The organism is Pradoshia sp. Z4_20, from assembly GCF_058216035.1.
Map to the genome: position 1 here is coordinate 999,221 of NZ_JBZAJD010000001.1, position 15,503 is coordinate 1,014,723.

Below are 15,503 nucleotides of genomic sequence, written 5' to 3' on the forward strand. Positions count from 1 at the left end.
TCATTCATGCAACTCTAAAATGGCTGACTTAATGAGATTATGCTCAGTTTCTATAAGCGATTTCACGCTTTTACTGGACGAATAAACTTTTCGTTTCCGTTTAATTTGCTAACTGCCGATGAACTTAATGGCGAATGAATGATGAGAAAATACAGAGCAATCAAAAAGTAAGTAAGTATTCGATTATGTAGAAAGAAGGGTGAAGAGTTATGAAAAAAGAGTCGTACGATTGGGAAAACTTATCTGTTCTTCATGTGAATCGTTTGCAAGAGAGGGCTTACTTCTTTCCTTATACCAGTGAGTCATCCGCATTGACTTACGACAGAGGAAAAGCTGAGGAGGTTAAGGTGTTAAATGGCGTATGGAAATTCCACTACGCTGAGAATCCGTCTTTGACACCGAAGCAATTCATTGAAGAATCATATGATACTAGTCAGTGGGATGATCTGCAAGTTCCATCAAACTGGCAGATGCATGGATATGGAAGGCCTCATTATACAAATGTACAATATCCATTTCCAGTAGACCCGCCTCATGTTCCAACTGAAAATCCAACAGGCTCTTATAGACGTGAGTTTACCGTTCCAAGTGATTGGGCAGATCAAGCAATTATCCTACGATTTGAAGGTGTGGATAGTGCCTTTCATGTTTGGGTAAACGGCAAGGAAGTTGGCTATAGCCAGGGCAGCCGTCTTCCAAGTGAATTTGATATTACCAAGTTGGTTCATGAAGGAAAAAATGTAATAGCTGTTCAGGTTTATCAATGGTCTGAGGCGAGTTATATCGAGGACCAGGATATGTGGTGGCTCAGCGGTATATATAGAGACGTTTATTTGCTTGTAAGACCAAAGGCGCATGTCAGAGATTATTTTATCAAAACAACTCTCGATGAAAACTACGAAAATGGCGAATTAGAAATTGAAACCTATATATTAAACCAAAAGAATAATCCGATAACTAATTATCAGCTTGAAATAAAATTAGTAAACCATTTATATGAAGAAGTTGAAATAAGAGATTTAAAAAATATTACGATTGATGTGATGGATGAAGCAAAAATATCTTCTGTTATCCCGATTGACAATCCGAATAAATGGTCGGCTGAGAATCCCTACCTTTATCATCTGCTTCTTACCCTGAAAGATGAGAAAGGGAATGTGATAGAAGTCATCCCAACTAAAGTCGGTTTCCGAACAGTAGAAGTAAAAGATGGAGTTTTGCTAGTAAATGGGATACCGGTCATGTTTAAGGGGGTCAATCGCCACGATCATCATCCTGATCTTGGACGAGCTGTTCCGATGGATTCGATGATTGAGGATATCCAACTGATGAAACTTCACAATATAAATGCGGTAAGGACATCCCATTATCCCAATGATCCACGTTTCTATGATTTATGTGACATTTATGGATTGTATGTCATCGATGAGGCGGATTTAGAATGCCATGGATTTGAGGAGATAAATAACTATAATCAAATCAGTGATGACTCAGCTTGGGAAGAGGCCTACGTGGATCGGATGAAACGGATGGTTGAACGGGATAAGAATCATGCTTCCATTGTTATGTGGTCGCTGGGGAATGAATCAGGATTTGGTCGAAATCACGTAGCGATGGCTGAATGGTCCAAAGCAAAAGATCCAACAAGACCTATTCACTATGAAGGTGAATGCCGTTTCATTATGGAAGAAGGCGAAAATATACCGACCAGGGATCCAATTGCTTCAGATGTCCACACAACTATGTACACACCAGTCGAGATCATGGACGAATTAGGGAAGAGAGACGACCTGAATAAGCCACATATTCTTTGTGAATATGCTCATGCGATGGGGAATGGACCTGGAGGATTTAAAGAATATTGGGAAACCTTCTATAAATATAGAAGATTGCAGGGAGGTTTCGTCTGGGAATGGATTGACCAAGGGATTAGACAGATAAATGATAATGGGGAAGAGTACTTTGCCTATGGTGGAGATTTTGGCGAAACACCGCATGATTCCAACTTTGTCATTGATGGCCTAATCAGGCCTGACCGGACACCATCACCTGCGTTAATAGAATACAAGAAGGTGATTGAGCCAGTTAAGGCAGAAGCAGTTGATTTAGAGAAAGGGATAATTGAAATTACCAACCGATATGATTTTATTCCTTTAGATCATCTGCAATTATCATGGTCTATTATATGTGATGATCAAATTCTTGATCAGGGGATGCAATCTGTTGAAGGTATTCAAGCAGGTGAATCAAAGTGCATTACTATACCGTTTACGCTACCTACTATTATAAGGGATCACACTGATTACTGGTTAAATGTAAATTTCCGGACGACTGTAGATACCTTATGGGCTAAAGCAGGTCATGAAATAGCATGGGAGCAATTTAAACTTCCAGTTTTAGCGACAGTAACTGAAAATAATACCTCGTTTTCTTATCCTATAGCGGTTAAAGAGTGTGACCGGTTGATTACGGTATCTGGAGATCATTTTGAATTTGCCTTTAGTAAAATCTTTGGCGTCATAGATTCATGGACTGTTGAGGGAATGAAGGTTTTTGGATCAGGGCCGAAATTGAATGTATGGCGGGCACCGACAGATAATGACAAGCTGGCTATTCATAAAGGTATAAGTTCAAAGGAAGTATGGCAAAAATATGGTCTGCACTGGATGCAGCATAGAATCACTGATGTAACGTATGATGTTTCATCTGATAAGAAGAGCGTGGATATTCATGTCACTGTCCGAATTGCGCCGCCAAGAATTGCTTGGGGGATCAACACCACATACACCTATACCATTTTAGGCAGCGGCGATGTTTTTCTGAAGGTAAAAGGTGAACCTTATGGAGAACTGCCGGAAACGATGCCGAGAATTGGGTTAACGATGAAACTGCCAAAAACGTTGGAGAATGTCAGCTGGTACGGCCGGGGTCCTGGAGAAGCTTATGCAGACAGCCGGATGGCCAATAAAGTAGGAGTATGGTCTAGTGATGTTGAAGGGTTATATACACCTTATGTCTGGCCGCAAGAAAATGGAAACCGTCATCAGGTTAAATGGGTATCATTAACGGATACAAACGGTTTTGGTCTTTTAGCGGTCGGTGAACCAGAAATAGATTTCAGTGCCCACTACTATACTGCTGAAAATTTTGAAAGAGCTAACCATACGTATGACTTGAAAAAACAGGATTTTATTACCTTTAATTTGGATTATAAACAACACGGTCTTGGCTCTTCCAGCTGTGGTCCAGATGTACTGGAAAAATATCGTTTAAGACCTGAAGCTTTTGAATTTAAAGTGCGTTTCAGGCCGTATAACAAATTTCAATTTTCGCCAATCGAACTGAGCAAGGTTTTGATTCAAAACAATAACTAAAAAAAGCAGCGAAATCCCGTGAGAGTACGTACGCTCATTAGGATTTCGCTGATTTTGAATAGAGGTGGAGGTAGCCATGCAAATACAATTAATTGGGTTGGATGAGCAATTGGATTCAGCTTCTCAGGAAATCTTAAATCTATTAAACATCAAGCAATCAGACAATGGGATTCCCATTTTAGTGGAATCTTCAGAATCTGGAATTCACGTTCAATATGATGGTAAAAGTGGAACGATTGCCTATCAAGAACCGTGCCAATTCTTCCGTGCACTAGGCCTATTGATAGAAGGGATGAAAAAGGATGAGCTCTTCGGAGAAACCAGTTTATAATTCCCTTTGGGTCTTAATTGACTGCTCCAGAAATGCCGTTTTAAAAGTCGAAACCTTTCAAAAGTTGATCAAACATTTGGCCTTAATGGGGTATTCTTCTGTGCAGCTATATACTGAAGACACGTATGAGATAAAAGAGTATCCGTATTTTGGCTATATGCGTGGCCGTTATTCGGGAGAACAATTAAAAAGTATGGATCTGTATGCAAGCAGCTTCGGAATCGAGCTGATTCCCTGTATTCAAACGCTGGCACATTTGGGTACAGCATTAAAATGGGAGACATTTTCCGATATCGTGGATTGTGATGATATCCTGCTTATTGATGAAGAGAAAACGTACGATTTGATTGATGCAATGTTCAGGACTATGTCCAAACATATTTCCAGCAGAAAAATCAATATTGGAATGGATGAGGCCCATATGGTCGGGCTTGGCAAGTATCTGATAAACATGGTTTTCGGGACCGGTCGACTTTGTTGCTTAAGCATTTTGGCCGCTTGATGGAAATTGCCAGAAAGTACAGCTATGAGCCGATGATGTGGAGTGATATGTTTTTCCGGTTGGCGAGTTCGGGAGAGTATTACGATACCGAAAGCCCAATTCGAGAGGATGTTATAGAAATGATCCCAGATGACATATCATTAGTTTATTGGGATTACTATTCGGTTGAGTCGGAAAAATATGATGGTATGTTGAAAAAACATAAACAACTCAGTAACAACATAATTTTTGCTGGCGGCGCTTGGAAATGGACTGGCTTTTCCTCAAATAATCATTTTAGTCATCATGCAGGTGAAATTGCTCATAAAAGCTGCCTTCGTAATGGAGTTAAAGATGTATTTATTACAGCCTGGGGTGATAACGGCGCGGAAGCATCAATTTATTCCATACTTCCGACCTTACAGCTTTGGGCAGAGCTTTGTTATACGGATAATGCTGAAACAAGCCGCCTGGAGGAGCGCTTTACCACATGTGTCGGAGGGAATTACTTTGATTTTATGAGCTTGGATATGACGATGATGGTACCTGGTAATAAATTGCCGAATAACCATTCAATTAACCCGGCTAAGTATCTATTGTATCAAGATGTATTATTCGGGTTATTTGATAGACATGTGATACCTAATGAGTATGCTTCGCACTTTCAAAACTGTGCAGATCGTTTTAAAAAGTGTATCAATAGAAATCCCGATTGGCAGGCATTGTTTCTGACACAGTATTCCTTAAGCAGTTTATTAGCAATTAAGTGTGAGGCAGGGATAAACATTCGGCAAGCCTATCATAATCAAAATCGTGAAATTATGGAGGACTATTGTAATACCTTCTTACCTGAAATGAAAAAGTTAGCAGAGGAATTCATGAAAGCTTATCAAACGCAGTGGATGGAAGAGAATAAAATATTCGGTCTTGATGTATTCGATCTTCGGATGGGCGGCCTGCTGCAGCGGATTCAATCCGCCATTAACCGGCTCAATGACTACCTTAAAGGCAGGATAAACGAGTTGGAAGAATTAGAACAAGAGATTCTCTATTTTGATGGCCGGGAAAAGGATGAAGAAACAAGCGCTATTAGTGCTAACTTATGGCATACAATTGCAACACCTTCTGTTATAGCAGGAATATGGCATATCTTTATCCGATTTAAAGTTATATAGAAATGAATAAACAATATAAGAAATCATAATATGTTCTAAAACCTGTGTAAACAGCAGTCACGCAGAGTATGACTGCTGTTTTTTTCACAAACCGTACAAATAAAGCGTTTAAATCACATTGATTAAATTTATAGAAAAATTTACAATAATTGTATGGATGGTACTTATCTTTAAAATCCAGTCATCATTCTTTATGTGAAATATATCACATAAAATTATCTAATAATATATGAAAGCAAGGGGACGCTTCTGGCATGGTTTTGATCGAATTCGTCCCTTTTAATGAGGTGGCCACAAAATGTTGGTATTAGAACCTATTAAAGTCGGAAATTTGGAACTGAAAAACAGATTTGTTATGGTTCCAATGGGAGCAGAACTCGGAAATTTTGATCCAAGAACAGTAGATTACTATGTTACCAGAGCAAAGGGCGGAGCATCGATGGTGATGACAACCGTTATTGCAACAGAAGCTATCGATGGCCATACCCCTGCATCCACATTGACAGAAGAAAGTTTTGCAGGCTTTAAAGAGCTAGTGGATAGGGCCCATGAATTTGATTGTAAAATCTGCCTTCAAGTGGTGCCCGGAATTGGATTAGGTGGTATAGGAGAGGGCAGGCTAAAGCCTGCTTCAGCATCAGCTTTACCATTGTATCCCGGTGCTAATATAACCTTTGAAGAATTGACGATTGATGAAATTAAGTTTATACAAGGTGAAATCTCGAGAACAGTAAAATTAGCGAAGAGAGCAGGAGCAGACGCCATTGAAATCCATGCTTATGGCGGGTACCTGACAGATAAATTCATGACTAAACGATGGAATATCCGCCAGGATGAATATGGCGGAAGCTTTGAAAACAGGATGAGATTTTTAACAGAAATAATCGATGTCATCAAGGAAGACCTTGGAAGTGACTTCCCTCTCCTTGTTAAATTTACCCCGGATCATTTCTTGCCAGTAGAAGAAGGGTACAGGGGAATTGAAGAAGGAATAGAGATTGCCAAACTATTAGAAAGCAAGGGTGTCCATGCATTACATGTTGACGCTGGCTGTCATGATAATTGGTACATAGCAATGCCGCCTATTTACCAGCAGGATATGGTTCCACAAATGATTTCATCTGCTAAAATTAAGGCTGTCACGTCTTTGCCAGTTCTTTCAAATGGGCGCCTGGGTGACATTGAAAAGGCTGAAGCTGCACTTCGAAATGGTTGGATTGATATCGCGGGAGTTGGAAGAGAGTTTTTGGCAGACCCAAATTTTCCAAAGAAAGTGATGGAAAATAGAACGGACGAAATCAGACATTGCATTTATTGTAATGAAGGCTGTATTGCTACCGTTGCTGCTGGTAAGAGCATAAACTGCGCCGTCAATCCTCTTACGGGCTATGAGGGATTGAAAGAATTGAAAGCAGCAGATGAATCGAAGCGGGTTCTAGTGATAGGTGCTGGTCCTGGCGGCTGTCAAGCTGCCATAACAGCTGCAGAAGCAGGTCATGATGTGGAAATATGGGAGAAAAAAGCCTATCTAGGAGGGAACTTTCATAATGCCTGTATGCCTCCGTTTAAGCGGGATGGAATGAAAATTCTCGATTATTATCGGACAAAACTTGACCGGTTAAATATCTCGATTAGGTATTGTAAAGAGGCAACGGAAGAAGCGATATTATCCTATAAAGCAGATTTGGTGGTTCATGCTACCGGTGGCAATCCTATAATGCCAAGTGCAATCAAGGGACTGAATAAGAGCCATGTTTACACAGCAACAGACGTTCTGCAAAATCAAGCTCTTCTTGGAAAAAAGATATCGGTTATTGGCGGCGGGCTAGTCGGCTGTGAAACCGCAGTTGTGCTTGCAAATAAAGGAATGCAGATCACTATTATCGAAATGGCTGAAAAAATGTTACCTGAACCTTTATTTATACAAAATGCAATGATGTTAAACCAGCTTTTGCAGCACCCAAATATCACGTTTAAAACATCTGCTAAAGTAACAGAAGTACTAGATCAAGCCGTAGAAATTGAGGTAAACGGCAATAAAGAATGGATTGATTGTGATAGCGTTGTGGTAGCAGCAGGATTTTCGTCTAACAATCATCTATATCACTCTTTAAAAAATAAAACGAATATTGTTAACGTTGGTGATAGCGTGAAGGTTAGAAAAGTACTTGATGCAGTACACGAAGCATATGATGCGGTCTTAAATTTGTAGAATTATAATAAAAAGCTGAGACAAATCTACGAATGAACAAAAAAGCCGGCAGAATTTTACGAGGAGTAAAAATCTGCCGGCTTTGATTTTGAATCTAGTGATGTCCCTGCCTCTATTCAGCTTTATTTATATAAGAGCGCAGATCCAGTTGGAATGACTGAAGTCGAATATTTATAATGTTGTCAGAGCACATCATTATAAATAAGCTTATTTAGCATTAGTTTTTTTTGCACGCACTGGTTTAAAAATAGATAGAACATACATCACTAACCCTGCAATACCAATTCCTAAAATGGTGTTGAATGATTGGCCAGTGTAGAAGCCGCTGCCGAAGTAGAAAATTTCACGTAAACCTTCAGAGGCAAAGCGGATAGGAACCCAAGGGCGAATGAAGTTTACAAAGAAATCAGGAAGCATTTCTTGTGGTGTCATTAAAACACCCATACCTAACAGCATTACAACCATGAATAAGGTAATGGCTGGTTTACCGATCCATGCAGTTACTCCGGAGACTAATAAAAAGAAACAGAAGGCTGCAAACGATACGAACGAACCAACCAAGAAGTAGCTAGGCATATTAATACCAGCGATTAAACCAAGCGTTGCAACGGTAAAACCAGAGAATAGGGCAATAATTATGCCGAATAATGCTTGACCTCCCATTAGGTGTAACGCTTGTTTCCGAGTTAATAATTCTTTTTTCAAAATGTTTGAAGAAGCTAAAAATACTATGAAACCACCGATTAACGCACCTACCCAAGCAGGAACTGCCATTAAGGTTGGAGCACTTCCGTTTGCAGTTGAGGCTGTAACGGCATTGAATACTTTTTCTTCAGAAACAATCGGATTCACAAGTACAGCTGCCTTGTTAGCCTCGATTTGTTGACCGTCCATTTGCGCAATAAAATTTGAAGAATATTGGTTGTTTAATTGGGTAATTAAAGCAGTTAAAGCAGTCTTAGCATAGTTCGCACCAGTTATGTTATAACCTTGGTTAATATATACCTGTAAAGTTGCTGGAGAGTTGTTAGTCAGCGCATTTTGCAATGTATCATTATAACCTTCAGGAATGACTAATGCAGCATAATACTGTTTATCATCAAATAAATCTTCAATATCTTCTTCTTTTTCATTTGTAAAAGCTAACATTGGTTCTTCGCCGTCAGTGCCTTTACTCATTTGTTCAACTGCCGATTTCACGGCATCTACATGTACGCCTTCATCATTTACTATAAGTGCAACTGGTAAATTTCTTACTTGTGGGTTACCTTGAGCAAATAAATTTAATGAGAATAACGCAATAATTAAAATTACTGCAATAGGAGCAGCCCAAGCTAATTTTTCTTTAAATAATCTCAATCAATTTCTTCCTTTCTTAATAAACAACATATTGTTCAGTAATATTTATTCATTTTATAATCAAGGTATAAACAGAAGCAATGAACAAAAGTGAACAGCTTGTTCATTTTTAGAAATAGAGGGATTTTTGTGAGTATTTATGAAGAAAAAAACCGTAAAACTAAACAACTAATTCAAATGTCATTTTTGCAAATTTTAGAGAATAAGCCGTTTGAACAAATTACGATCGGGGATATAACAAAAACCGCACAAATTAATCGAGGAACTTTTTATTTACACTATCAAGATAAATTCGATTTGCTTGATCAAATAGAACAACAATTGTTTAGAGATTTAGGAAATCATATTGACGAATTACAATCTCGCTACTCTTCCATACATACATTTGAAAATGGACAAGAGCAAATAGCTGCTTCTCTATTTAGTTCAATTAAAATGCATGCACCAATATTAAAAATTTTCTTAAGCAATCATGGTAGAGCAGGTTTTCATATTAGATTCAGGGATGCCTTTTCAGAAAAAGTACGTTTGAATTTAGAGAAAAATGATAGCATTAATGCAAGGTTAAAGGCCCCTATGGAATATTTTTTATCTTTTATCACATCTGCTTTTTTAGGATTAGTCGAACAATGGGTTCAAAATGGTTTAGACAAAACACCAGAAGAAATGACAGCTCTATATATTGATATTATTTCTTTTATTCAAAAGAAGTAATGCGACTTTTGAATCTGGGAAAATTCATTCTACAATTCTGAATCATGCCTAGATAAAAAACCAAAATTATTGGCTTTTTTGTTTTTTCGACGACGAACAGAAGAGCGAACACTTGTTTTGAGCGAAAATGTGTTCCCAGCTCTGATTATCCCCTATAATGGAAAACAATGGCTGGTTCAGGAGAACCGTCATAAAAGAACAAAACGGAGGATTAGGGTGGCAAACGGGAAAGCACATAAGAAAATAAACCTAGTATTTTTAACTATTGGAATTGGGGCCGTATTGATCAGTTCTCAACAATATGTGCATGGGATTTCCGTGATTATAGGATATCTCTTCGGCACTTATTGGATGAACCCTGATTTGGATATAAAAAGCAATCCGTATCGGAGGTGGGGATTCTTACGGTTCATGTGGATTCCCTACCAAAAATTTAAGCATCGCTCCATCTGGACACATGGGTATGTGATTGGAGATATCATCAGATATCTGTATGTGATGGCTTGGATCATGCTGGGAGCAGGAGCGATGAGTATCCTGACAGATGTGCCATATGGAATTTATATCAATCATTTAGAGGAATTCGTTATTCAACATAAGTTGTCTTTCTTATCCTTTATTGTCGGGAATATGCTTTCATCTACCGCACACATTTTGACCGACCATGCTTCAACCACTTTCAAAAAGGTCTTTTAGCCAAAATCCAAATCCCTTTTCTGCTAGGAGAAAAGGGATTTTTAGCATTTCAAGATGGCTTGTCGTTCGTCAAACTTCAATATGTTCTCTCAAATCGAAGCCATTTTAAATACTCTTCGTCTTAAAAATAGGCTGTTTTCGTAAAGATTGTTGCTTTATAAAAAAGGCTGATTTATATCCATTTTATGGTACGGTTAGATTATAGTAGCTTATTGAACAAACGGGGCAGGTTAGCGAAAAAAGGACTTATATTATTTTTAAAGACATATATATAATAATGGTTTTACATACCACCGGGAAAATAAACGACATATATAAAGACATCAAGCTTGACCAAGGCATTATAATTAAGTTCAAGAAAGAATGTCCTCAAAGAGAATATATTTATACAAAATGGCTTGTAAGCTATTTTGTCGAACGATTAGGGGGTAATATGGTGAGTGAAATAGATAAACGCAACAGATTAAAGGAAGAGCCATTCAATTACCAAATAACGAAAAAAGGGACAGTGATCATCTATTACGAAGGCAAGCAAATCAAAATTGTAAAGGATGGGAAGGCTGCGCAACTTATAGAAAAATTAAATGCAGCAGAAGATATAATGGAAGTACAGCTTTTATTAGCTAAAATTACAGGGAACTTTAAACACGGCAACGAAAAAAACGGTAAAAATAAATAAACAAATTCATTCCTCGGAGATTTGGCTATAAAAGACGCTGCTAGAAATTTATAAATAAGGATCTTTTATATATCAATGTTGATTATACAAAGACAGGATGGCAGTGAAAGACGGGCGATTCCTGCCCGAGCAGTGGGACAGGTTAGATCCCAAATTATTAAACAGTGGCGTTCATCCTAGAAAGATTAATGCTTTTTTGTGGTTGAATATCTTGTTGAAGTAAAGGGGCAGGTTCGTATTATATAGTTCAGCCAGAACTTTCTGGTTGAACTTTTTTCATTTGAATTTAATCTATCAGTAGCCAGGGTAGAACGTAAGGGGCAGTGGGACAAATGATCCCGTCCGCTAAACTGTTCACCCCCTACTTGTAGAAATATGTTTGAGGCTGGTTCATCTCTACCTCCACGCTTCTTAGCCTTTCTATCAATTACTTCTCGGCCTTTGAAAGACTCTTTGAAAAAGGTCTCATCGCTTTCGATAATTCCTTTTAAAGTTTGAAATCCCAATGAACGAAGGGCAAAAAGCACCTTATGTCGCCAGTAAAATGCGGTAGACAAATGGATTTTTAGTCTTTTGGCAATCTTCGGCAAGGTGTAACCCTCAACTATTAAATGAAAGAAAGTAGACCACTTTCCAAGATAACGAGTGCCAGATATAGGAGTGTTAGTTAGGTCGTTGAAAAACTTTCCGCAATCACGACAAAGATTAAGAGAGGCAAAATCATGAATTGATTTTGCCTCTTCCATTAATCACACAATACTTTTACTACTGCTTTTTTTACAGTTTGCGGTTGTTGCACACAAACACCTGGCATATGAGCATCTTGGGGCATAAACACAGCAAAACATCCTTCTTTCACGATAAGATGATTACCCTCGCCATTCAAGAACATAACATCATTTTCTTTTTGTTCCTCTACGACTTCTGTATCTTCCTTATTTGTATAAACCATTCTTTCCTCGCCTTTAATGACGTATTGGATATCCGTATATGAGTAATGAGCTTCCAGGCGACAGTCTTCAATGAGCTTTGTTTCATACTCTTGAATCATTACGAAGACCTTGTCATTTTCAATTTCATACTTTCCTACCGGCAAGGCTTGCAAATCATTTTCCATTAAAAAAGCGAAGGCTTTCTTTAATCTAGGATGCACTCCATCATATAATGGAGCATTTGATAACTGATCGATAATCATATATGTTTCCTCCGATACGTAATATAAGTATATAAAATAGTAACATAACCAGTAATAGCGATACAAGAACTTGTATACAAGTCTGGTTCGTATGATATGAAAAACCGAAGGAGAAAGAAATAATTGAGTTTGATTAATAAACCATCAAACCTTTAGATAATAGTCATCTGGCCATTTATTTGTGTAAAATTGCCAAAATACTTTTATCGTCTAACTTGTGTTTATCATTTTTAGCTCAGCTCCATATTTTATGAAACACCCGTGATTCAACTTACATCTGTTAACTTTTTTCCTTTTATAACCATTATCGGGTGTGATATGATAAGATGTAATTAAAATAATATCTGAAGATTTTCAGGAGAGGTTCATAGCGGATACCCTCTATAAAAAACTATGGATACATGTCATTCTCGCCATGTCCATATATTGGACGTGGCTTTTTTGACTTTCTAAGTAGTTATTTTTATAGAAAAAGAGTATGGCCCTCCTTGGAATGATTAGATATCTAATTCAAGGAGGGTTATTTATGTCTGGTCGACAACAAAGAGAAGGATTAGAGGATTTAACGTTATTGGGAAATCAAAATGTGAAGTATGCATTTAATTATGCACCTGAAGTATTAGAGTCTGTAGATAATTTACATTCAGACCGTGATTACTTTGTTAAGTTTAATTGCCCTGAGTTTACAAGTCTTTGCCCAATTACGCAGCAACCGGATTTTGCGACCATGTATATTTCGTATATTCCAAATAAAAAAATTGTAGAAAGTAAGTCACTAAAATTATATTTATTTAGTTTCCGCAATCATGGAGACTTCCACGAAGACTGTGTCAATATCATTATGAATGACTTAATTAAACTGCTGGATCCTCGTTATATCGAGGTATGGGGCAAATTTACTCCACGCGGGGGTATATCAATCGACCCTTGGTGTAACTATGGCCGTGCAGGTACGAAATATGAAGAAATCGCAAATCATCGCTTAATGAATCACGATTTATATCCCGAAAAAATTGATAATCGCTAACTGAGTGTTACCACAATTCGTTAAAATCCTTTTATCTTGGGAGGGGGGAAAGATCATGAAGCAAGAAAAAGCATTAGTCGTGTTTAGCGGCGGACAAGATAGTACGACATGCTTGTTCTGGGCAATGAAAAATTTTGGAGAGGTAGAGGTTGTGACATTTAATTATGGGCAACGACATGCATTAGAAATTGAATGTGCAAAACAAATCGCTAATGAATTAAACGTCCATCATCATATTTTAGATATGTCATTACTTAATCAACTTGCTCCGAATGCATTAACACGCGCTGATATTGAGGTGAAGGATGGTGCGGAAGGAGAGTTGCCATCAACGTTTGTACCGGGTCGCAATTTATTATTTTTATCTTTTGCAGGTGTATTAGCGAGACAAATTGGTGCAAAGCATATTATTACAGGTGTTTGTGAAACAGATTTTAGCGGATATCCAGATTGTCGTGATATTTTTATAAAATCATTTAATGTCACAATCAATTTATCAATGGAAGAAGCCTTTGTTATACACACACCTTTAATGTGGTTGAACAAAGCAGAAACATGGTCCTTAGCAGATGAATTAGGTGCATTTGATTTTGTGAAAGAAAAGACCTTAACGTGTTATCACGGTATTAAAGCGGACGGCTGTGGTGAATGTCCCGCTTGTAAGCTGCGTCTGCAAGGAATGCACACATATTTACATACCAAACAGCATATAGGAGGATCAATATGATACGGATTCTATTCTATTTAGTATCAATTGTAACGGCAAATGTACTGACAGCGCGCTTTGCTCCATTAGAATTTTGGATATTCATTATTCCAATGGGATCGTTCTTAATTGGTGCAACCTTTATCTTCCGTGATTTGGTTCAAAATAAACTTGGTCGTAAGAGGACCTATGGTTTTATTTTCTTAGCTTTAGTATTATCAGCAACTGCATCTTATTTATTAGGAGATACTCTAATTATCGTCGCAGCCTCTGCGCTATCATTCTTAATCGCAGAAACAACAGATACAGAAATTTATACACGTTTAAAACTTCCGATGGCTTGGCGTGTCTTTTATAGTGGAATGGTTGGTGGTTTATTAGATTCAGTTGTGTTCGTCATTGTAGGACTAAGCCCATTAGGAGCTGGATATATTCCTTGGTCAGCTGTACCAGCTGCAATTATTGGTCAGATTATCGTGAAAACGGTTATGCAAATGATTGGTGCATATCTATTAGGGCAAGGGTTGTCTTATAAAGAAAAATATCTGGCGAAAGTATAAAAAAGTACAATAAACAAAAAGAACTATCAAATGGCTTTTCTGATACGGTTAAGGGCTTATTGAAGTCCGAGCTTCTTTTTCTCCGGAAATTTAAGAGTTTGGAGTATTTTGAGAAAGAAATGGCGGACTATATCCATTATTACAATCACAAAAACAAATGAAGGCGAAATTAAAAGACCTGAGTCCAGTTGAATACAGAACTCAGGTCTTGAAGCAGCCTAATTATATATGTCTAAATTTCTTGAATCAGATCACACGGGAACTGCTTTTATTTCTTAATGTTTACAGGAAATCACTTTTACACTTTTGACTTTTCCTTTTACCGCTTCTGGCAGATATTCATACGTTTCAAATGGCTTTGGTTGGCCTTTTTTCAAGCTGTCCGCATAGCCTGACAAGACTGCGACCATTTGGTTATTTTCATCTAGTAAAACGGCAGCATAGGATGCATCAAACTCTTCATCTGTCGAATTCACAAGTTTGCCTGTTACTGTGTACATTTTGTACTCATCTTCTTTTAATACAGGGTTTTCCACATTAACACCGACATATTCCTCAGATGCCTTGTCATACTCAGGCACGCAATACACTTTGGCGATGTTCTCTTGTTTGATAGGTTCTTCAATAAAGAGGGTATTCGAAATATAGGTTTTCTCCCCTGGATTGACAATGTGCGGGTAACTGCTTCCGCCCATTTGGGCACCTAATACATTTCCGTCTTTGTCTTCTGCCGCTAAGTCAGAAGAATACAACACTGCTGGGATGTTGCTGGTATTTTCCAGTTCGGCATAGTAGTAAATGGTCGTGTCATCACCGGTTTCGATATAATATTTTTCTTGGGTGAATTCCAAGTTGACTTCCTGCTGATCGTTTTCTTGAACGTTAGTGGTGGTAGAAGTTGTTTCATTGTTTGTGTCTTTTGTTGCGTTCGAACAAGCCGTCAACAACAACGCTCCAAACATAATAATGAAAAATCGCTTCATCACTGTTGTGC

At 38.0% G+C, this 15,503-nt stretch carries 14 protein-coding genes, 2 pseudogenes and 1 riboswitch; of the genes and pseudogenes, 12 read left to right on the plus strand and 4 right to left on the minus strand.

All coding sequences use genetic code 11. The features are described 5' to 3' along the window. Nucleotides 1-209 precede the first annotated feature (209 nt). From ebgA to AC4BHP_RS04845, 5 genes are all read left to right on the plus strand, one after another. Nucleotides 210-3,374, plus strand: a complete 3,165-nt coding sequence (gene ebgA, locus AC4BHP_RS04825) for a beta-galactosidase subunit alpha (RefSeq protein WP_490551458.1) — start codon at nucleotides 210-212, stop codon at nucleotides 3,372-3,374. Nucleotides 3,375-3,450: 76 nt separating this feature from the next. Next, on the plus strand, nucleotides 3,451-3,705 hold the full coding sequence (locus AC4BHP_RS04830) for a hypothetical protein (RefSeq protein WP_066103393.1): 255 nt from the start codon (nucleotides 3,451-3,453) through the stop codon (nucleotides 3,703-3,705). Beyond that, entirely contained in the window at nucleotides 3,677-4,207 is a 531-nt protein-coding gene (locus AC4BHP_RS04835) for a family 20 glycosylhydrolase (RefSeq protein WP_490551461.1), read from the plus strand. Before AC4BHP_RS04830 ends, AC4BHP_RS04835 begins: the two co-directional genes overlap by 29 nt. Beyond that, nucleotides 4,180-5,361, plus strand: coding sequence for a hypothetical protein (locus tag AC4BHP_RS04840; RefSeq protein WP_490551462.1), 1,182 nt, complete (start codon nucleotides 4,180-4,182; stop codon nucleotides 5,359-5,361). The genes AC4BHP_RS04835 and AC4BHP_RS04840 overlap by 28 nt, the downstream gene beginning before the upstream one ends. Before the next feature lie 298 nt (nucleotides 5,362-5,659). Then, nucleotides 5,660-7,573 (plus strand): NAD(P)/FAD-dependent oxidoreductase, encoded by a 1,914-nt coding sequence (locus AC4BHP_RS04845; RefSeq protein ID WP_490551463.1) that lies wholly within the window; start codon nucleotides 5,660-5,662, stop codon nucleotides 7,571-7,573. 207 nt (nucleotides 7,574-7,780) lie between these two features. Here AC4BHP_RS04845 and AC4BHP_RS04850 read toward each other — a convergent pair whose 3' ends face one another. After that, a complete protein-coding gene (locus tag AC4BHP_RS04850) occupies nucleotides 7,781-8,932 on the minus strand; it encodes a YhgE/Pip domain-containing protein (RefSeq protein WP_139891845.1) in 1,152 nt (383 codons plus the stop codon). Nucleotides 8,933-9,061: 129 nt separating this feature from the next. Between AC4BHP_RS04850 and AC4BHP_RS04855 the strand changes: the two genes are divergently transcribed. The 3 genes from AC4BHP_RS04855 (at nucleotide 9,062) to AC4BHP_RS04865 (ending at nucleotide 11,021) form a co-directional block, all read left to right on the plus strand. Beyond that, complete coding sequence (locus AC4BHP_RS04855; RefSeq protein WP_066103403.1) at nucleotides 9,062-9,646, plus strand: TetR/AcrR family transcriptional regulator; 585 nt, start codon at nucleotides 9,062-9,064, stop codon at nucleotides 9,644-9,646. Nucleotides 9,647-9,763: 117 nt separating this feature from the next. Then, nucleotides 9,764-10,342: a metal-binding protein gene (locus tag AC4BHP_RS04860; RefSeq protein ID WP_490551470.1), complete on the plus strand. Its 579-nt coding sequence runs from the start codon at nucleotides 9,764-9,766 to the stop codon at nucleotides 10,340-10,342. Nucleotides 10,343-10,778: 436 nt separating this feature from the next. Then, complete coding sequence (locus AC4BHP_RS04865) at nucleotides 10,779-11,021, plus strand: hypothetical protein (protein WP_066103409.1); 243 nt, start codon at nucleotides 10,779-10,781, stop codon at nucleotides 11,019-11,021. A 389-nt stretch (nucleotides 11,022-11,410) separates the two neighbouring features. Here AC4BHP_RS04865 and AC4BHP_RS04870 read toward each other — a convergent pair. After that, nucleotides 11,411-11,725 (minus strand): annotated as a pseudogene (locus AC4BHP_RS04870) (transposase); the annotation flags it as partial. A gap of 41 nt (nucleotides 11,726-11,766) precedes the next feature. Continuing rightward, nucleotides 11,767-12,216 carry a NanQ anomerase/TabA/YiaL family protein gene (locus tag AC4BHP_RS04875; protein ID WP_066103412.1) on the minus strand — a complete coding sequence of 150 codons (450 nt, stop codon included), beginning with the start codon at nucleotides 12,214-12,216 and terminating at the stop codon, nucleotides 11,767-11,769. Nucleotides 12,217-12,570: 354 nt separating this feature from the next. After that, nucleotides 12,571-12,617: riboswitch (PreQ1 riboswitch) on the plus strand. Between the two features lie 125 nt (nucleotides 12,618-12,742). Between AC4BHP_RS04875 and queF the strand changes: the two genes are divergently transcribed. The 4 genes and pseudogenes from queF to AC4BHP_RS04895 form a co-directional block, all read left to right on the plus strand. Continuing rightward, on the plus strand, nucleotides 12,743-13,243 hold the full coding sequence (gene queF, locus AC4BHP_RS04880; protein ID WP_490551473.1) for a preQ(1) synthase: 501 nt from the start codon (nucleotides 12,743-12,745) through the stop codon (nucleotides 13,241-13,243). 55 nt (nucleotides 13,244-13,298) lie between these two features. Further along, nucleotides 13,299-13,970: a 7-cyano-7-deazaguanine synthase QueC gene (gene queC, locus AC4BHP_RS04885; RefSeq protein ID WP_066103419.1), complete on the plus strand. Its 672-nt coding sequence runs from the start codon at nucleotides 13,299-13,301 to the stop codon at nucleotides 13,968-13,970. Next, a complete protein-coding gene (locus tag AC4BHP_RS04890; protein ID WP_066104272.1) occupies nucleotides 13,970-14,509 on the plus strand; it encodes a VUT family protein in 540 nt (179 codons plus the stop codon). Before queC ends, AC4BHP_RS04890 begins: the two co-directional genes overlap by 1 nt. Nucleotides 14,510-14,634: 125 nt before the next feature. After that, nucleotides 14,635-14,720, plus strand: a pseudogene (locus tag AC4BHP_RS04895) (IS3 family transposase); the annotation flags it as partial. A 64-nt stretch (nucleotides 14,721-14,784) separates the two neighbouring features. Here AC4BHP_RS04895 and AC4BHP_RS04900 read toward each other — a convergent pair. Further along, nucleotides 14,785-15,495 (minus strand): hypothetical protein, encoded by a 711-nt coding sequence (locus AC4BHP_RS04900; RefSeq protein WP_066103422.1) that lies wholly within the window; start codon nucleotides 15,493-15,495, stop codon nucleotides 14,785-14,787. Between the last annotated feature and the right edge of the window lie 8 nt (nucleotides 15,496-15,503).